This is a genomic window from Vibrio penaeicida, from assembly GCF_030689305.1.
In the GTDB taxonomy this organism is placed as follows: Bacteria; Pseudomonadota; Gammaproteobacteria; order Enterobacterales; family Vibrionaceae; genus Vibrio; species Vibrio penaeicida_B.
Map to the genome: position 1 here is coordinate 49,177 of NZ_JAUYVM010000006.1, position 19,544 is coordinate 68,720.

The 19,544-nt window shown below is 45.8% G+C and carries 17 protein-coding genes; 3 read left to right on the forward strand and 14 right to left on the reverse strand.

Annotated elements, in window-relative coordinates:
* Window positions 1-5: 5 nt before the first annotated feature.
* The 13 genes from Q8W40_RS11385 to Q8W40_RS11445 all read right to left on the reverse strand — a co-directional run bounded on the left by Q8W40_RS11385 (window position 6) and on the right by Q8W40_RS11445 (window position 14,983).
* On the reverse strand, window positions 6-1,556 hold the full coding sequence (locus tag Q8W40_RS11385; protein ID WP_305397258.1) for a xylulokinase: 1,551 nt from the start codon (window positions 1,554-1,556) through the stop codon (window positions 6-8).
* A 17-nt stretch (window positions 1,557-1,573) separates the two neighbouring features.
* A complete protein-coding gene (locus Q8W40_RS11390) occupies window positions 1,574-2,608 on the reverse strand; it encodes a zinc-dependent alcohol dehydrogenase (protein WP_305397259.1) in 1,035 nt (344 codons plus the stop codon).
* 66 nt (window positions 2,609-2,674) lie between these two features.
* Entirely contained in the window at window positions 2,675-4,249 is a 1,575-nt protein-coding gene (locus tag Q8W40_RS11395; RefSeq protein WP_305397260.1) for an FGGY-family carbohydrate kinase, read from the reverse strand.
* A gap of 89 nt (window positions 4,250-4,338) precedes the next feature.
* Window positions 4,339-5,115: an SDR family NAD(P)-dependent oxidoreductase gene (locus Q8W40_RS11400; RefSeq protein ID WP_305397261.1), complete on the reverse strand. Its 777-nt coding sequence runs from the start codon at window positions 5,113-5,115 to the stop codon at window positions 4,339-4,341.
* Between the two features lie 34 nt (window positions 5,116-5,149).
* Window positions 5,150-6,157 carry an ABC transporter permease gene (locus Q8W40_RS11405; protein WP_305397262.1) on the reverse strand — a complete coding sequence of 336 codons (1,008 nt, stop codon included), beginning with the start codon at window positions 6,155-6,157 and terminating at the stop codon, window positions 5,150-5,152.
* A 26-nt stretch (window positions 6,158-6,183) separates the two neighbouring features.
* Window positions 6,184-7,176 (reverse strand): ABC transporter permease, encoded by a 993-nt coding sequence (locus Q8W40_RS11410; protein WP_305397263.1) that lies wholly within the window; start codon window positions 7,174-7,176, stop codon window positions 6,184-6,186.
* Window positions 7,173-8,687 (reverse strand): sugar ABC transporter ATP-binding protein, encoded by a 1,515-nt coding sequence (locus Q8W40_RS11415; protein ID WP_305397264.1) that lies wholly within the window; start codon window positions 8,685-8,687, stop codon window positions 7,173-7,175. Before Q8W40_RS11415 ends, Q8W40_RS11410 begins: the two co-directional genes overlap by 4 nt.
* Before the next feature lie 12 nt (window positions 8,688-8,699).
* Window positions 8,700-9,830 (reverse strand): sugar ABC transporter substrate-binding protein, encoded by a 1,131-nt coding sequence (locus Q8W40_RS11420; protein ID WP_126609210.1) that lies wholly within the window; start codon window positions 9,828-9,830, stop codon window positions 8,700-8,702.
* 163 nt (window positions 9,831-9,993) lie between these two features.
* Window positions 9,994-10,692 carry an HAD-IA family hydrolase gene (locus Q8W40_RS11425; RefSeq protein WP_305397265.1) on the reverse strand — a complete coding sequence of 233 codons (699 nt, stop codon included), beginning with the start codon at window positions 10,690-10,692 and terminating at the stop codon, window positions 9,994-9,996.
* Window positions 10,680-11,552, reverse strand: a complete 873-nt coding sequence (locus tag Q8W40_RS11430; protein WP_126609208.1) for a class II fructose-bisphosphate aldolase — start codon at window positions 11,550-11,552, stop codon at window positions 10,680-10,682. The genes Q8W40_RS11425 and Q8W40_RS11430 overlap by 13 nt, the downstream gene beginning before the upstream one ends.
* 79 nt (window positions 11,553-11,631) lie before the next feature.
* Entirely contained in the window at window positions 11,632-12,795 is a 1,164-nt protein-coding gene (locus Q8W40_RS11435; RefSeq protein WP_305397266.1) for a dihydrolipoamide acetyltransferase family protein, read from the reverse strand.
* A gap of 139 nt (window positions 12,796-12,934) precedes the next feature.
* Window positions 12,935-13,945, reverse strand: coding sequence for an alpha-ketoacid dehydrogenase subunit beta (locus tag Q8W40_RS11440; RefSeq protein WP_305397267.1), 1,011 nt, complete (start codon window positions 13,943-13,945; stop codon window positions 12,935-12,937).
* 45 nt (window positions 13,946-13,990) lie between these two features.
* Window positions 13,991-14,983, reverse strand: a complete 993-nt coding sequence (locus Q8W40_RS11445; protein WP_305397268.1) for a thiamine pyrophosphate-dependent dehydrogenase E1 component subunit alpha — start codon at window positions 14,981-14,983, stop codon at window positions 13,991-13,993.
* Between the two features lie 449 nt (window positions 14,984-15,432).
* On the opposite strand from Q8W40_RS11445, the gene Q8W40_RS11450 reads away from it, so the two are divergent.
* Complete coding sequence (locus Q8W40_RS11450; protein ID WP_101113223.1) at window positions 15,433-16,344, forward strand: MurR/RpiR family transcriptional regulator; 912 nt, start codon at window positions 15,433-15,435, stop codon at window positions 16,342-16,344.
* 123 nt (window positions 16,345-16,467) lie between these two features.
* Here Q8W40_RS11450 and prfC read toward each other — a convergent pair whose 3' ends face one another.
* Window positions 16,468-18,057, reverse strand: coding sequence for a peptide chain release factor 3 (gene prfC / locus Q8W40_RS11455; RefSeq protein ID WP_305397270.1), 1,590 nt, complete (start codon window positions 18,055-18,057; stop codon window positions 16,468-16,470).
* A gap of 122 nt (window positions 18,058-18,179) precedes the next feature.
* On the opposite strand from prfC, the gene Q8W40_RS11460 reads away from it, so the two are divergent.
* Complete coding sequence (locus Q8W40_RS11460) at window positions 18,180-18,404, forward strand: hypothetical protein (RefSeq protein ID WP_305397272.1); 225 nt, start codon at window positions 18,180-18,182, stop codon at window positions 18,402-18,404.
* 430 nt (window positions 18,405-18,834) lie between these two features.
* Window positions 18,835-19,542, forward strand: a complete 708-nt coding sequence (locus Q8W40_RS11465; RefSeq protein WP_305397273.1) for a substrate-binding periplasmic protein — start codon at window positions 18,835-18,837, stop codon at window positions 19,540-19,542.
* Window positions 19,543-19,544: the final 2 nt, after the last annotated feature.

The window sequence follows — 19,544 nt, forward strand, 5'->3', positions numbered from 1 at the left end:
GGCTTTCAAACGAGATTCGAGGTAATTTGAGCATTGGTTTTAGATAAGGTTTTCACGGCGTCGTGAAGGTGTAAGTACACTTTCTGATAATACTCATTGTAGATATCAACATTCTTTGAAATCGGATTGAAGCAGCATTTTACCGACACCATGTTTTCTGCAGCTGACTTGCAATCGTTGTATTCACCACAACCGACAGCGGCACAAATCGCTGCACCCAAGGCGGTGGTTTCTGAGGTATTAGGAACGAGTACGGGCTTGTTAAACACATCAGCGAAAATCTGATTCCATACATCACTTCGCGCAGAGCCTCCGTACATTTTAATCTGTTCTATTACCGTTTTCGCGCCCACTTCCATCAGCTCACCTTGCCGTCTCGACTCATAAGCCAGCCCTTCCATGATTCCGCGAACCATCTGTGGTTGACCATGTTCAGTGTGAAGCCCGAACGCCATCCCACGTGCATTTAAATCCCAATAAGGTCCGTTTGCTCCCTGAAAATACGGCACAATCATCATGCCACTATTCCCGACGGGGCTTCGCTCCGCATATCGATAAACATCACTCCAATCAGGGCACACTTCTTCGTTATTACCACTCAAACAAAAATTATTTCTATACCACTTCATCAGTGCCGAGCCACCGCTTGAGATGTAATTTTCCATCACATAGTTACCAGAAGGGCTGAGTTCAATAATGTAATCTTGCCGATCTCGGGAGGGCAAACTTTTCACCAGCATTTCATTGGTGCAAGATGTACCACCGTTGATACCAATCTCACCCGGTTCCGTAACACCCGCACCAAGAATGCCACATGGTTGATCCCCGGCCGTCACCACAACGGGAATCCCTTCAGGCAGCCCTGTTATCTGGCTAGCTTCTTTCGTGACGGCTCCCGCAGAGCTACAACCGGGTAATATCGTATCAATCCATATGTCTTTTCTTACACCTAGAGCACCAATAATTTCGCTCGCCCATTGAGTCGGTGTTTCGATATCGAGGGCACCTGTCATGGTTGCCGCACCGCTAAGGGTAACCAATTGGCGAGTAAGTTGGTAAACCAAGTAATCTTGCACCAGCATCAGTTTAAACGTTCGTGAATACAAGCCCGGTTCGTGGCGCTTTAACCACAAAGCTTTGTACAAAGTCCATTGCCCTGGCGCATACCCTGTTTTACTGAATATCAGTTGTGCACCAATTTCTCTTCCAGCAAATTCTGCCTCTTCACTGCATCGAATGTCGTTCCACAAAATGGCATTTCGAAGCGGTTTCATATCTGAATCAACGGGAACAAAAGTGAACCGTTGATGAGTAATACCGATGCCAGAAATTTTCCTCGCATCTACATCTGGGTGACACATCACGTCCTGACACCCTGCAATAAACGCATTCCACCAATCTTCAGCTTTCTGCTCTACCCAACCCGGTTTTTCCATAATAAGAGGGTAGCTATGAGCACTCTGAGCAACAATTCTCCCCGACATAGAAAACACAATTACCTTGGTTGCACTGGTACTGCAGTCTACACCAATGAGCAATCTTTCATTTTTGTTCATGCTACCCTCTCATATTCTCAGAAAACGAATAAGTTTTTTACGGCTTGGAGGTTTTCAAGCTGTCGAAACGCATCTTCATACTCGTGGAGTGAATACGTTCCTGACATCAAAGGCGCGACATTGACGCGCTTTGAATCCAGTAACGAAATCGCGGTCTCCCAGCTGGTCCAACTGGTGCTGTAACTGCACGATAAAGTAACGGAGTTATGCATCGCAAGGTTCCAAGGAACAGGCACCGACTCTTTTCCCGTTAATCCAATGGCGCAAATTCGACCATCTCGGCGCACTAATTCAAATGCTTGGCTAATAGCAGCAGGAGCCCCGCTGGCTTCCACCACTAAGTCGGCACCTAATCCATTCGTCCAATCCGCTATCTTCTCTTTGATATCCACCTGCTGAACGCTCACCGCATCGTCCATACCCATCTCTTTAGCAATCCTTAGCCGGACATCAAGATCACTGTCCATGCCTGTTACCAAAACTTTTTTTGCTCCACTGGCTTTAGCTGCGGCAGCTGCAAGCAGCCCTATCGCACCACAACCAAGCACCACCACGACATCGTTGGGTTCAACTTTGGAGCGCTCTAACACAGCTTTCACGCCGACAGCAAGTGGCTCGGCTAACGCGGCTTCTTCAAAAGATAACGAGTCGGGTATGCGGTGTAGCGACGCCGCGGGCATACATATATAGTCAGAAAAACAGCCATCAATTTTGTAACCAATGGCTTTTTTCTCTGGGCAGATCTCGACCTGTCCATTTTTGCAATATCGACAATGACCACAGCCGCCTTTATGGGGTTGGGAAACAATACGTTCGCCTACCTGAAAGCCCGTTACCGACTCTCCAACAGAGACTATTTCCCCAGAAAACTCATGCCCTAAAGTCACAGGTGGAAAATTAATAAAGGTATCTTTTTTGATGTGAAGATCGGTTCCACATATTCCTGCTGCTTTGACTTTTACCAATACTTCATTGGCGAGAGGATCGGGTTTTTGGATGTCAGATAACCTCAGGTGCCCAACGCCTGACTGAGTTTTTACTAGCGCTTTCATGTATGCCTCGCGTAGATAGAATAATTAAGGTCTGTTGACCTGTTTCAATTGGGTATCGTTCGGGTTCTACGTACTTTCAGAATCCGGTTGCTCCGCCATCTCGTGCATGAGAGGCATCATCGCGTCGTACGTTTTTTCGTACAAATCAAAATAGAATTGATAATCTTGGTGAGATTTCGGGTTAGGCTTAATGACCTTGGTGATGGTGACCATATTGTCGGAAGCGGTGACCAAATCGCCGTAAAACCCAGCAGTTTTAGCCGCGCAGATTGCACACCCAAGCACGGTTGCTTCCGTAAACTCAGGAACATAAATATCGACGTTGCTAACATCGGCATGAAGCTGCAAACTGAATTCGCTTTTAGAGAATCCCCCCCCAAAATACATGGCATTGATGTGGACACCGTTTTTCCGAAGCCGAGTCAGCATACTTTCTGTCGCGTAGGCAATAGATTCACAAATCGCTCGATACACATGGGCCTTACTGTGTTTCAACGTCAGCCCCCAAATGGCACCTTGAACTTTATAGTCGGTATGCGGCGTTCGGTTTCCCTGCCAGTAATCCAATACAATTACCCCTTCAGACCCAATCGAGATCTGTTTGGCTTCTTGAGTCAGTTTCTCTAACTTATCTATGTTTTTTTCCGGTAACCCGGGGTTGTCGAACATCGCTTCATGAATGAAGTTGTCGTTGTACCATTTAATGATCGAACCACTCGAAACCTGTCCCCCTTCATACACCGTTAAACCGGGGATCACACAATCTGGATGAGGTCCAAACACCCCTTTAATCGGTGTCGTGCTGTCTGATACAGGCAAAAATACATGGGAAGATCCTGTGATCAACGCGGCTTGATTCTTTCTTACGGCATTGAGCCCTAACATTCCTACGTAAGCGTCACAGCCGCCCATGGCTATCAAGGTATCGGGCGATAACCCTGTTAACTCCGCGACATCGTTCGAAATTTTACCGACCGACTCTCCCATTGGCAGCACACGTTCTGGAAATTTTTCAACAATATTGCCGAGCCCAATATGTTGATAAAAGTCATGCGGCCAACCTCCTGTACGAGGGTTGTAAAACCATCGATGCGTAATGTGATTGATACTCAACGCAGGAACACCACTGAGTTTCATCGTCAGATAATCCACTTCTTCCATAAAATAGCGGGACTGCTCGAAACGCTCTGGATCATTCTCTTTCAGCCACAATAACTTGGGCAACATCATCTCAGAACTGACCCCAGCACTTGATCGCTCTAAAATGGGATGTCCAGTGCGAAAGATATTCTCAGCCTGATCGCTGGCACGGGCATCCATCCATAAAATAGCAGGTCCTATGGATTCACCATTATCGTCCACGCATACCACGGTACTCGCGGTTCCATCCACAGCAATAGCACGGATTTGCTCGGGTTTAATGTCAGATTCTGAAAACAGTGTTTGAACAGAGTTTACTAACGCACTCCACCAATCTTCTGGGCTCTGCTCTGCCCACCCTGGCTTGGGGAAGCAAGTGGCGTAATCTTGATTTCGCAGGTATCGGCATTCACCTTTAGCATTGAATACGCCAATTCTTAAACCACCCGTCCCAGCATCAATCCCCATAACCAAAGGTTCTGCATTGTTGTCTGCGCTCATATCTATTTATTCCTTCAAAAAGATAACGTCTGCCCATTTCTTGTTAAAACCTGTCCCTAGCTTAAACCTATCTCTTGGTTAAAGATCACTTAGCGACCACCCGACGATGAAATGAACTGCCCTGTAATGTAGGACGACTCGTCACTGATAAGATAAGCCGTTAAAGAGGCGACATCCTCTGGAGTTCCTAACCGTCCAATGGGTACGCTTTTCTCGTACTTTGCACGAACCGAGGCGTAATCTTCACCGGTGCTTTCAACCCGAGACTCGAGTATTTCCTCGGTCATTTTCGATTCGATTCGACTGGGGCAGATGGCATTTACGTTGATATTGTGCGGAGCCAATTCCAGCGCCAACGCCTGTGTTAATCCATTCAAACCGAACTTAGACGCACTGTACGCCACGCGCCTAGGTCTACCGAAGATGCCAGACTGAGAAGAGATGTTGACGATTTTTCCGTAGTTGTTTTCCAACATGGACGGGATAACAGCACGTGTGACCAGGAATACCCCTGTTAAGTTAACGGAAAATACTTTCTCCCATTCGGAAAGCGAGATATCAACAAAACTGCTTTCCTGCACTATCCCTGCGCAGTTAATTAGCGTGTCCACTGTGAATTCCGACACCCAGCGTCCAATCGATTCCGACACCTGATCTTCATTGCAGATATCGAATGCCTGTAAGTGGCAGCATCCACCTTCGGCTTCAATAAGCGTCTGAGTTTCTTCGAGCCCTTTGTTGTTAATGTCACATATCAGGATCTTTACGCCATCCTTCGCCAGTTTGAGTGCGCACGCTCGACCAATACCATTCCCGGCTCCGGTAATGATGGCCGTTCGACCGTCGAATCGACTCGTATTTTGCATTTTTCACCATCCCTAGTGTCTGTTGACCTTGGTCTTATTTTGACGAAAGCACCGATTTATCGGCTTCGTAAAGCTGTTTCTCTTTAGGCTTTAGCGCGTGAATGCGTCCTCCGCGGATCAGCACAAACACCCCAAGCAGTAACAGCCCCCCTTTCACCATATCCCTTTCATAATTTGCCCAACCAGACAAACCCGCTCCATTGGTTAATACCGTGAGGATCAAGACTCCAATCAGAGTGCCTAAGACATTGGCTTTCCCTTGCCTGAACGCTAAGCTGCCCAGAAATATGGCGGTCAACCCGTCAATGAAGTAGGAATTACCGATGCCAGGCTGCCCTGAAGACAAGCTCGCCGCGATAAAACACCCCGACAACGCCGCCATGACGCCAGCAAAAAGAAAGAGATAAACATTCAGCTTTTTAACCGGAATACCCGCTTCGTGTACGGCTTTATAATTGGACTCCTGTGCATAAATATAGTGTCCCAGAAGCAATTTTTCCTGACACACCCATAAGACAAACGCGATAAGCAGTGCCAAAAGCATGGTGACAGGGAAAATGCCAAACGACGCATTCACCAAATCGCCCATGAAGCCTGTATCGTCAATCCTAAAAGATGCGCCTGCGCCAATGGCTTTCGCAATAGAGAGAGTCAGCCCACCCGTCGCTATCGTGGTCACCAATGACGACAAGCGCAAATACCCAACCAATACACCGTTTAAAATACCAAACACCACACCAACCATTAGCCCCGCTAGAATGGCCGTACCCCACCCCATACCTTGTTGAACCGACCAAGCCGTTACGACATTGGAAAGCGCAGCAATGTTGGTGAAACTAACGTCGACTTCCCCAATGGAGAAAATCCATGTCACCCCCGAAAACATAATGAATGAAATACTGGCTGCTGCGAAAATGGTGGTGATGTTCTGTGGCAAAAGGATATTCGGCCTGACAAAGGCAAACCCAAACAAAAGGATAAACAGCCCCACCAGCACACCATATTTCATCAGCCAAGTGGTTACTCTGTTACTGTTACTCATGGTCAAAAACCTCATTTCTGCGAAATCTAAGCGTGGGAAACAAGACGGACTCTCGCCTTGACCCACCCTGTCACTCTTTCTCGGGTGTCGGGGCTAAATAGAATACTGCCCACTAGCATCAACATACTGGTGGCGCCATCGCTCCAGTAGTAAGGAATATTGATCAGAGTAAACCCGTTCAAAACCATGGAAATCAATACCGTCCCTGCAAGAGTGGCAAGTACTGAGGCTTTACCAAAAAACGCAATACCAATAAATACAGAGGCAAAGGCAGGCATTAAAAATCCATTACCCGCTATGGGTTCTGATTTGCCGGTTTCAGCGATCACCAATAAGGCAGAAAACAGCATCAGAGTGGAGCAGATCACGTAAGCAATGCAGACGTATTTACGTACGTTTACTCCAGAGTAAAATGCCGATTTTTCATTATACCCGACAGCGTACAAGCTATTACCGAAGCGAGAACGGTGCAGATAGAACCAAGACAGCGCATACACCGCCACCAGCAGATAAGTGGAATAGTTCACTCCGAACCAGCGCCCGTCGTTGATGTCGAGTAAACCCGATGTAAAGAAGTTGCGGAATAAAGATGGTCCACCACTGAATAAGAAAGCTGCGCCTCCGGCTATCGACCCAACCGCTATGGTGGTCACGATATCGGGTAACTTGAGGTAGCTGACCGCATAACCGTTTATCAGCCCAAATGCGACACTAACGACGAGCCCGATTAAGATCGACAAATACAAGTCAATACCCGCTGCGATACCAAACCCTATTGTCATCGCCACAAAAGAGATGACGCCAGGGAATGAGAGATCAAACTTCTTCAAAACCACTACAAACGTTAGCCCTAATGCAGCCAAGCCTGTTGCCGCTAAATGGCGTAAAACAGCGGTAATGTTAGACGTAGTGACATACCTAGGTTCAAGCAGATAAAACGTCAATGTAATGGAAGCGACGATAATCAAATACAGCCCAACTCGAATAAAAGCGGCTTTCTTAGCATTAGTCTTGGTCATACTCGGTACTCCCCTGATATGCCAGCAATCAACAACTCATCTCTACTGATATCACTCACGGGTTCCGATACCTGCTCGCCTTTGTATAAAGCGAACATACGATCCGACACGCCATGTACTTCATCACAATCCGAAGACATCACGACAACCGCGGCTGTTTGCGAAAGCTTTCTCAGTAGACGGTAGATAGTCGCTCTAGCACCGATGTCGACACCAATAGTGGGTTCGACAAACACATAAATTTCGGCCTCAGCATACAAGCCTTTGCACATCACAATTTTCTGCTGGTTTCCGCCGCTAAAGTTACTTGCGGCTTCGTCCAATTCCGCGGGATGAAGCTCAGTTAGGTTAACCAAATCAAGGCTATCTTCATGAGTTTGTTCTGAATTGAGCACGCCCATACCCGAAGAGGCACGATCAAGGTTGGCCAGTGAAATGTTGAATACCACGTTTTCTTCCAGTACTAACCCTTCTTTCAAACGGTTACCGGGAAGCAAAAACAACTTATGATTCAATGCGTCTTGAGTGGTTTCGAACGTCACCTCTTTACCGCGAACATGAATACTGCCGCCACCTTTGACTCTTGCTCCGAATATCACTTTAGACAAATGGTCAATGCCTGAACCAACCAAGCCAAAAATGCCTAAAATCTCACCCTTCCTGACATCAAAGGAGACATTCTGAAATGAGTCAAAAGAGAGGTTATCCACCTTTAAATACACTTCATCGTCGCAAGCCTGTTCCAACTTTGGTGGAAACAAATTTTCGACCGATTTCCCTAGGATTAGCTCGGCAATGGCTGCTGGAGACAACGCTTCTCGCGTCACATCATGGCAACCTACATTTTTGCCATTTCTAAACACAGTGAAGCGATCCGCTATCTGTTCCACCTCTTCAAGGCGGTGAGTAATGTAAATAATGGATACACCGCTGGATTTAAGGATCGACATCAACTCAAACAAGTGCTGCTTTTCTTTTTCTGTCAAGGTCGAGGTCGGTTCATCTAAAATAAGAGCGGTGATTTTGTCGTTAACCATTGAATGCAAAATCGCGGTGGCTTCCTTTTCCACCGGATTCATTTCAGCAATGGTTTTATCCAGATTGACCGGAATGGGTAGTTTTTCCAGCAATGCATCGGCTCTGCGCTTTAGAACGCTACTATTGAAAAAAGAGAAAAGACCAAAGCTGTTGTTTTCCCTTCCCAAAAAGATGTTTTCATACCCTGTAAAATCATCGATCATTTCGGGGTGCTGCTGCACAGAAACTATGCCCTGCTGCAACGATGCACTCGGGGTGCCAAGATCCGCTTCTTGCCCGTCAATTTCAATCTGCCCTGAGTCTTTCTGGTAAATACCAGACAAGATCTTGATTAGCGTGGACTTCCCCGCCCCATTCATTCCAAGGAGTGCGTGGATTTCACCCTTCCTGAGTTCAAAATCCACATTATCAAGGGCGGTGACAGAACCGAATTTCTTGTCTATCCCTGACATCGAAATAACGTTGCTGTTCATATTACTCTCCAGTTAAACGACTCGTACCCAGCCCAACTCTTTTGCTCGACCCGGTCTGTCATAGTCGGCAGCTTTTTCTCCTAGCCCTTGCAAAGTATCTTCCGTCGCTTTGTAGCAAGGTGTGATCACTAGACGAGGTATGTTTCTACCCGCAGCGTATTCGTGAGCATAAAACACATTAGAAAAGGCCATTTCATAGAAGCTTTGAGCACAGCTCATCTTGAAAGCAGAGCCACCACTGATGTATCCGAAGGATTGAGGACCGCCATCAATACCGGTAAGGAAGATGTTTTTACGCCCTGCAGCTCGAACAGCAAGGGCACCTTCGATCGCCGCACCGTCCCAAGCGCACCAGATGGCATCCAGATCGTCTCGTGCTGTCAGCATGTTATCGACGGCTTGGCGAGGTGTCGTACTGGCGTTAAAGTTAAACGCCCATTTGGCGACCACTTCAATTCCGGGGTACTGGCGCAATGCCCACTCCATACCCAATGTGCGCTGATCCCAACTTTCATTTTGCGGTAACGTCACAATGGCAATTTTGCCCTTACCACCCAACTGCTCTGCAAGCCATTCCGCAGTAAACCAACCCATGGAGTAGTTACTCGACATCGCGGTGCTGTGAACGGCAACCCCTGGCACTTGGCTATCCCCTGCAAAAACTGGGATTCCTGCATCGAGTGCACGTTGAACCGCAGGAGCTATCGCCGCTGCATCAGCAGGAGTGATAAACAATGCATCCGGTTTACTGGTAATGAAGGCGTCGATGTTCTCAGTCTGCTTCTTCGGATCGAAGCCTGCATCGGTAATCGTGAGTTCTCCACCAAGTTGTTCAACGGCATCTTTATATCCTTGGTGTAATGCTGCGCCTGAATCAAAGGCTGTCCAGCCTAGTGCAGCCGCAAATTTTAATTTCTTGCCCGACGCAGCCATGGCAGGTCTGAATGTTGCTGGTCCCATAGTCGCTACAGCCACTGCCGTTCCCATGCTCAATTGCATCATTCTTCGGCGAGACAGCCCTATCGGGGAGAGATCATCACTGGCTCCATGTGTAATGGATTCGTGTGTAAAGGATTCATGTGTGACTGGTTCTGTTTTTGGAGTGTCAGATTCGCTGACACCTTTGTTGATGCGCTTTTTCATGTTCAATTCCTTAATTAAAGTACCTTATTCAAGTACCACTACGTCCTATAGTGTTGATTCCGATCCTGCACATACTCGGACAAACCCATGTGACTTGTTTGTGCCCTCGTTGGGTGTACAAACAAGTCGCAATCAGATTCGTTATCTACCTAGCGATCTCTTTTCATTCATCACCGACTAGCTGATAACAAAGATTTAAATCCACCTCGGATAGGTCGCTAACGACTCGGTTTGCACCACTAAAATCTTCATTTTCGGTGTAGTAGGATTTTGTCACTAAGCAATTCATCCCAGCGCCTAACGCTGCTCGCATACCGATATTGCTGTCTTCGACCACCAAACATCGCTTAGGAGAAAGCTGCATTTTTTCAGCGGCAAGCCTATAAACGGCAGGGTCGGGTTTTTTAGCGGAAACCACATCTCCGGCGAAAACTCGTATGCTTTTGGCGATCTCTTCTCCAACGCAATTTTTCACTACCGTTTTGACGGCTTTCTCATTCGATGTGGAACACACAGCTAACGGTATACCTCGCTCATACGCTTCTGTTATCAACGTCTTAACCCCGGGTCTAGGCGCAAGTTCTCCTGATTCAATCAGCGCCATAAAGATCGCGGTTTTTAACTGATGTAAGTTCTTTATGAATTCATCTCGGCTAATGGAGACTTCCGGCCAACCGACGGCATTGAAGTAATGCGACATGCGCTCTTTACCACCTGCAACACCGAGCAGATCTTCGTATTGGCTTTTCGACCAGTAATCCAGTAAACCTTTCTCTTGGAATGCCTGATTAAACGCCACTCGGTGCCCATCGCATTCGGTATCGACTAAAACCCCGTCGCAATCAAAAATCAGTGCGTCCATGAACCTGCCCTTTGCTGAGAACCAAATTTTGAAATCATCGACTCCACCCCATCTTTCAGCATTAAGAACTGTGACTCGATGTAAGGAATTGGCTCTTTGACTCCTGGCTTTTGCAACGCAAAAGTGACAAAACCTTCGATGAACTGATGCTTGTGCATGGTAGAAATATTGACTTTGGCGCAGCCAGATCGAATACAGCGTTCAAACTGTGCATCGGCTAAGCCTGTGCCGCCATGTAATGCAATTGGGGTATCGATGTTTTCTGTGATCTTCTCGAGAAGATCGTAAGCAATGACGGGCTCACCTTTATACTGTCCATGGGCCGTGCCAATCGCTGGTGCAAACGCCGCTAATTCAGGCATTTCGGTGCAGAATTGCAAACACTCCTGAAAATCCGCCAGCATCGCGCTTTCTAGGGAAACGACTTTGTCGTCTTCCACGCCACCAATAGCGCCTAACTCCGCTTCTAGTGCTACGTTGGCCTGAGTCGCCAACGCGTAAGCTTTCAACGTCATGGATAAGTTTTCTTCAAAAGGCATATCAGAGCCATCAAACATAACCGACGTCCAACCGGCATCAATACAGCGCTGAATCACGTCTAAATCAGCACAGTGATCCAAGTGCAACGCCACTGGCACATCCACGTTTTGTGCTAGGCTTTTTACCCACGAGGCAATGGCGTCGTATCCCCATAAACGGATGGTTTTAACGGAAAGCTGGACAATGACTGGCGAGTTCAGATCCTGAGCCGCGCTGATCACAGAGCGTGCGCTGTTGTAATCAATAATGTTGAAGGCTGCGACGCCATAACCGTCTCGCTTCGCATCTTGCAACATTGGCTTCATTGAGATTAAAGGCATAATTAATTCTCCTCAGAGAGTGTCTATCTTGATGCCGAATCACTTCCGCGCTTCGGCGTAATTCATACGTTCATAAATTTTATAGATCCAAAGCGGTAATACTTTCCTTCAGCTTCATCATGAACTCGGCGCCGTAAACGCCATCGACTGCTCGGTGATCCGCCGATAGCGTCAATACCATAAAGTCACGCCATCCCAATTCATTATTAATGCAGCAAGCACGTTTATTGATGGTGCCCACCCCGAGAATGGCCGCTTCCGGTGGATTGATGATGGGGAGAAGTTCAACGCCCCATTTCCCCATATTCGAAATGGTGAATGAGCCACGGGATTTGGATTTATTCATCCCATTACGCGCACCTTCTGCCAGAGTGCGAGATGCCTGATTGATTTCTTTCAGGGATTTACGGTCGGCATGATCGATAACCGGAACCAACAAACCATCGTCAACCGATACCGCCACTCCAATATGGATATCCTCCAAAAGCGTGCAACGGTCAGCAAACACATGTGAATTGAGTTTGCCATGGTGTTTTAATTGACGAGAGACCGCGAAAATCACCAGATCGTTAATCGAAAGGTTGTCATCATTAGACTGGTTGTACGCTTTTCGTTTCGCCAGTAAATCCGTTACATCTACTTCGGTGCGCAAATAGAAATGGGGTTTGGTTTGCTTCGATTCCGTCAGCCTGTCAGCAATAACTTGACGGACTTTCGAGTAAGGCTGGTCGCCATAATCATTACCAGAGCTCGGCTCTGCATCAGCCAAGTCCCTTTCCAGCACAGCCCCTCCAGGTCCACTGCCGCTGACAGAGGCTAAATCAATATTTCGATTCGCAGCCATCCTTCGCGCCAAAGGTGACGCTCCCAATTGCCCATGGTTAGCCGATATCACTGTATTTAGGTGTGAGGCTTGCTCGGCTTTTGTATCGTTTTCTGTCGAAGAAGTCACTGCGGCGACAGGCGTGGTTTCCGCATGTGCTTTCTCGTTATTGTTCGCTTCATCAGGTGCCCCAATAAACATAATGGGCTCCAACACTGTGGTGGTATCACCTTCTTCATAAAGCAATTCCAGCACAACGCCTTCCTGATAGGTTTCGACTTCAAACGAAGCCTTTTCAGATTCGACAACAGCAACAATATCGCCTTTTTTGACCGTATCGCCGACTTCTACCATCCACTCTGTTAACGTGCCTTCTTCCAGATCCTGACCAACCTGTGGCATCAATACCGGAGTCGCCATAATTTCACTTCCCTGTTCACTCGTTTGCTTTGCTATTTGTCGTTCCACATAGCGTTAAACTGATCGTTTTGCGTTTTGTTAAGCTAATCGCTCTTCGTGTTGTAAATTTGAGCGCTCTACATAGGGCTAAACGCTCTTTCTATCCCGCTTCACTTTGAACCGTGCTGTTCGCCACCTTCAAAATGGCGTCTCGAATCTGCTCTTTTTGCGGAATGGCGGCTTTTTCCAACTCAAGGTTGAATGGAATTGGCGTATTAAGCCCAGCTACAATTTCAATGGGCGCATCAAGGTGATAAAAGACATTATCTTGGATGATGGAGCATATATCTGACGCCACACCGCCTCGGCGCACAGCCTCTTGCACAATGATGACTCTGTTCGTTTTCTTCACTGAATTGATGATGGTTTCTTCATCGAGAGGCACTAATGTCCTTGGATCAATAACTTCGACAGAAATGCCCTCTTTCGCCATTTCTTCTGCCACTTCTAAAGAGCGAGGCAGCATATTCGACCAAGCAATCAAGGTGACATCCGATCCCGCTCGCTTCACATCAGCTCTACCAAACTCAATTTCGTACTCACCTTCAGGCACTTCGCCTTTGGTCATGTATAAATGTTTGTGCTCAATAAACATAACGGGGTTAGCTTGTCTTAAGGCGTGTTTTAATAGACCTTTTGCATCATAAGGCGTTGAAGGCATGACAACTCTTAACCCAGGAATGTGGTAAAACAGCGCCTCTAAGCTTTGTGAATGCTGTGCCGCAACCCCACCACCTGCTCCGCCTTGGGTTCGCAGTACAAAGGGAACATGACCAGAACCGCCGGTCATCAAGCGGAATTTAGCCGCCTGATTTACAATTTGATCCATACCCAACATGGCAAAATCGACGTAAAGAATTTCCACGATGGGTCTTGCGCCTGAAATAGCGGCGCCCACACCCACTCCTATCATGCTGGCTTCTGATATAGGGGTATCGCGAACTCTTAACTCTCCATATTTATCAAGTAGCCCCTCTGTTACTTTGTAGGAACCGCCTCGTTCTGCGATGCCTTCACCAATAATGAACACGTCGCTGTTTCTTTCCATTTCTTCTTCGAGAGCTTCGCGCAGCGCGTCTCGGTACATAATTACTCTGCTAGCCAAAACCATCTCTCCTTTGATGTTTTAATCCTATAAATCGGTTTGTCCGTTCCTTTAATAACCAGCTATGGTCTGTTCAAACTCATCCACCGAGACTTGCGTTCCCGCTAAAGCAAATGACAACGCTTCTTCCAATTCCGATTCAATCTCAGCTTCCAAGGAGGCAACTTGTTCTTCTGAGTACCCCCCTAAACCTTTTAAGTTGTTGCGAGCAGAAGTCACGGGATCTTTGTCTTTGTAATATTGAAGTTTGCTTTCAGGCATATAGTTACCAGGGTCATTTACATGGTGACCAGAGTGGCGATAAGTTTTAGCTTCTATCAACACAGGTCCTTTTCCGGAGCGACATATTTCGCATGCCTCCGAGACCAATGTGTAGACAGCAAGAGGATCATTACCGTCCACTGCATAGCTAGGAACACCAATGCTTTCACCTCGGCGATACAGATCCGTTTGTCGTGTGGAATCTTCAATTGGCGTTGACACTGCGTATTGGTTGTTCTCTATAATCAGAACGACATTGAGGTTCCAAATGGCGGCAAGGTTTAATGCTTCCAAAAACGTCCCGTTATTTACGCCACCGTCGGATGTAAAAATAATAGTGACCGCATCGCTACCCTTCACTTGATTAGCTAACGCACTGCCAACTCCGATCGGGGTACCTGCCCCTACGATCCCATTGGCTCCTAGATTGTTGGATTGAATATCCGCAATGTGCATCGAGCCACCGAACCCTTTGCAGTATCCTTCTTTCTTTTGCAAAAGTTCAGCGAGCATACGCTTCACATCGGCTCCCCATGAGATGCAGTGACCATGCCCTCTATGGGTGGAAGAGATGTAATCTTTATTTGGGACCGCTGCAGCACACGCACCAGCCGCAATGCCTTCTTGCCCAAGGTATGGGTGAAAATACCCTCTAACATGACCTTGGCGGTACAGCTTGACCCCCTCAGTTTCAAATAACCGCGTTTTGTAGCAGCTTGTGAAAATTTTTTTCAACGTCTCACTGGAGACCTGCGTATCTACCTGTATTTTCTTCGCGTCCATTTCGTTACCTAAACTTATTTTCCGTGTCGTTTTCTCGATATGGAATTGACTATAGATCGTACAATTTTAAATGTAAATAATTTTACACACGATAAAAAACAAACTTTAAAACCAATCAAAATGTATGAAATATAAGCAATTAGCTTGTGTTAAATAGAATAAAGACACTCGAAAGGCATACAGAACCAAACGAATAAATACTTGATAATAATAAACTTAAAAAGACAAACCAGAGAAAGATCACACTTTGTGAAAATTATTTTACTAATTAACTTTGTAATGCTGTGATATTGAAAATTGACTTACTAGAAGTTACATAGGATTATTAATGTTAAAAATTACTTACATTTTTATTTTTTGTGTTTATGGGAGTGATTGACCTTTCAAAGTTAACGATTATTCGAAAGATCGAGAGCCCTTCGCCCAATGACGGAATGAGATGATATAAAATGGACAAACAGGCAGGCACAGAGCTGGTAGAAAGAATCCACTCAAATTACGAGAAACTGCGTAAATCAGAAAGATTGGTCGCAGATTTCATTTTGAGCCACTTAGGAAAGCGGCTGAATTATTCGATCACCGAGTTCGCAGACAAGCTAGAAATTAGCGAAGCAACCATCAGTCGATTCACTCGTTCTATAGGCTACGCAGGGTATTCTGATCTAAAACTTTCCATGGCGGCAGCAAGCAGTATTGCGGAAGAAAATACCATTCCCAACATTCCTAGCGAGCTATCAGAAAAAGACTCATTAGTGGTGTTAAGCCAAAAGCTGATGAACGCATTGATTAATGGTTTAGGGATGACCCAAAAAAACCTCGACTACGGCAATCTAGAACAAGCTGTTGATGCCATTCACAATGCCAGTAAAGTGGTACTCGTCGGTGTTGGTGGAGCGGCTGAGATTTGTGATGAAGCTGTGCATTTACTGCTAAAAATAGGGATTGATGCCACCAGCTATTGCGATGGATATACCCAAACCATTGTTGCCTCTACTTTGCCATCGGATGCCGTGATGATCGGCATTTCCCATACAGGCGAAACTGACACCGTCGCAAAGGCATTAACTCAGGCTAAAATCAATGGGGCAAATACCATTGCCATCACCAGCTTGAAAGACTCTAAAGTGGGGCAAAGCGCAGATCATACACTGCTCACGTGGCACAATCACAACCCAAGGCAAGTTCCTCTTTATGGCGACTTTCTGGAAGGGCGAGCTTGCCAGTTATACCTCATTGATTTGCTTTATCTCGCCTTGATGTTCCGTCGAGGAAAAGACGCCAAGGTGTCATTAGAGATGACCAGAGACGCGCTGGAGAAATACTATCAAGGTCATTCGCTTAATAGCAGTGATGGAGCCTGATTGAAAATCTTGATGAAAATAGTCTTCTTGGATTAATTATCCCATTTGTGTGTTTCTCAAATAAAAACGTCGCCAAAAAGGCGACGTTTTTAATGGGTTTCCGTGAACAACTTTCCCTAACAATTAGTGCTCGCGAGTGGCACGGAAATTAACTTCAGGGAAGCGTTCTTGCGCAAGGTTTAAATTAACCATGGTTGGCGCAATATAGCTTAGGTTATTACCACCATCGAGCGCTAGGTTAGTTTGGTTCTTACGCTGGAATTCATCCAGTTTTTTCTCGTCGTCACATTCTACCCAACGAGCTGTTGCCACGTTAACGCCTTCATAGATTGCTTCAACGTTGTATTCCGACTTCAAACGAGCCACAACAACATCAAACTGAAGAACACCAACGGCACCTACGATCAGATCGTTGTTTTGCAGTGGACGGAACACCTGTACGGCGCCTTCTTCTGATAGCTGGACTAGCCCTTTCAGAAGCTGCTTCTGCTTCAATGGATCTTTCAATCGAATACGACGGAACAACTCTGGCGCAAAGTTAGGAATACCAGAGAATTTCAGGTTTTCACCTTGTGTAAAGGTATCGCCAATTTGAATTGTACCGTGGTTGTGTAACCCAATGATGTCGCCAGCGTACGCGTTTTCTGCACGAGATCGGTCGCCCGCCATAAAGGTAACAGCATCAGAAATGCTGACTTGCTTACCAAGACGAACGTGATTCATCTTCATGCCTTGCGTGTACGTTCCCGATACAATTCGCATAAATGCAATACGGTCGCGGTGTTTCGGGTCCATATTTGCCTGAATTTTAAAAACAAAGCCTGAGAACTTTTCTTCTTTAGCTTCGACTTCTCGCTCGTTCGCTTGGCGAGATAGAGGCTCTGGTGCCCACTCAGTCAAACCATCCAACATGTGGTCGACGCCGAAGTTACCCAATGCGGTACCGAAGAAAACAGGGGTGAGTTCACCGCTTAAGAACAGCTCACGATCAAATTCATGGGAAGCACCTATCACTAATTCAAGCTCTTCACGCAGTTGCTCGGCAAGTTCTTCACCAAGGGCTTCGTCAAGTTCAGGGTTATTCAAACCTTTGACGATGTTTGTGTCTTGAATAGTATGACCTTGACCAGTCGAGTACAAAATCGTCTCGTCACGATGAATGTGGTAAACACCTTTGAATTCTTTACCGCAGCCAATAGGCCAAGAAACCGGGGCACAAGCCATATTCAGCTCGCTTTCAACTTCGTCCAACAATTCCATTGGATCACGGATATCACGGTCGAGCTTGTTCATGAAAGTTACGATAGGCGTGTCACGCAGGCGCGTTACTTCCATGAGTTTACGGGTACGATCCTCGACACCTTTTGCCGCATCGATCACCATTAAACAGGAATCAACTGCGGTCAAAGTACGGTATGTATCTTCCGAGAAATCTTCGTGTCCTGGAGTATCCAAAAGGTTAACCAAAGACTCGTTGTACGGAAACTGCATCACAGAAGTGGTGACCGAGATACCACGTTCTTTTTCCATTTCCATCCAGTCGGATTTAGCGTGTTGGTTTGAGCCACGCCCTTTTACCGTACCTGCAGACTGAATTGCGCGTCCGAATAAAAGAACTTTTTCGGTAATGGTGGTCTTACCCGCATCGGGGTGAGAAATAATGGCGAAGGTTCTACGTTTAGACACTTCTTGTGTAAATGGAGAATTAGACATGGTTGTAATCTTCTTTATTGATCACTGCATTATGGTTGCAATGACATTGAAACTGGTATGCACGACACGCCAAACTCGCTGTTTAAAAACAAGTTTTAGGCACAATATGCGAGGTATAAACTGTGTATTTGAATTCAGGCTATTACATCGGTCTTGTCGTCAGGCGTGAGCAAATGGCGCAATTGTATGAGATTCGGGCTCAGCTTTCCAGTTGGTTATCGATAGTACACCAGCTAAGAGGTGTGAAATCACATGAACGTACTTATACTCAAACCACCTCAAGCTTACCGACTGACACAAACCAAACCTTTTATTCATCTTTTTACTGTATTCAACAATCGGAATGAAGTGAGAGCTTGCGAGTGATTGAACATCATGTAGACACATCTGCGATACCCCCTATTTATCGATATTTATAAACTGCAAAAAAACTAAAATTTGAAAAAGAACATTTAGGTTAACTTTTAAACAATTCGTAAGTAGCACGATATTTTCGTCAAACATGAGATTAAAATCAGCGAAATTTGCAATAACGTGAAAGAAAACTGCCACAGAGTGAGGCTCATATCTGATGCTACTGTCTTAAATTTGAGCTTTTCAATAAATGAGATTACTAAGGACAAAAAAATTAACTAGTATGAATAGTTTGCCAAAATTCTTTAATTGGATAAATTTGTAAAAGTTTTAGGTTTTTTGTGATATTTATCATTCACATATGTTGTAAAGTCTCTAGAATCTAAACTTTACAGCTCGATAACAATCAGGAAGAACCGCATCATGTTGAATGGCAAAATTCGAGTATTATTCCTCGTGATGTTTTTTTCTTTACCCGTTATTTCTAAAGAAATTTCTTTAGCAGCCATTCACTACCCTCCTTACACCATTATCAACGCCGACAACGAAATAGCAGGTAACGACACTAAAATTGTTGTCGATGTTATGGCTATGCAAGGAATCCGCATTAATTTGATCAACCCACCTTGGTCTCGAGCATTAAAAAGTGTCAAGCATGGTAAGATTTCAGGACTAGTGAGCTGTACGAAAAATAATGACAGATCTAAATATATGCTTTTCTCAGATCCTATTGATGCCATAAATAACGGTCTTATTGTTCGAAACAGCTACACTGGCACACCCCCAAAACACATCAGCGATTTAAATGGCATAAACCTAATTGCTATCCACAAATGGAACACGCAAACCGAATTGGTGAGAAATAACATTCCCCATGCTCAAGCAAACTCTATCCCGCAGGCATTAGATATGCTTCTTAGGCGCGATTTCGACGCGATTTATAGCGGAACCGAGAGTGTGAAATACTTTGCAGAAAGGTCACACACACAAAATAAGCTGAAAGTCGTATTGTTTGAAGACAGTAAACCCATCACGCTGCATATGTGCTTAGGAAAACGAACACCAAATGCAAAAGAGATTATGGCTAGGTTTAATCAAGATCTTGCGATATACAATGCGCTCAAAAATTAAAT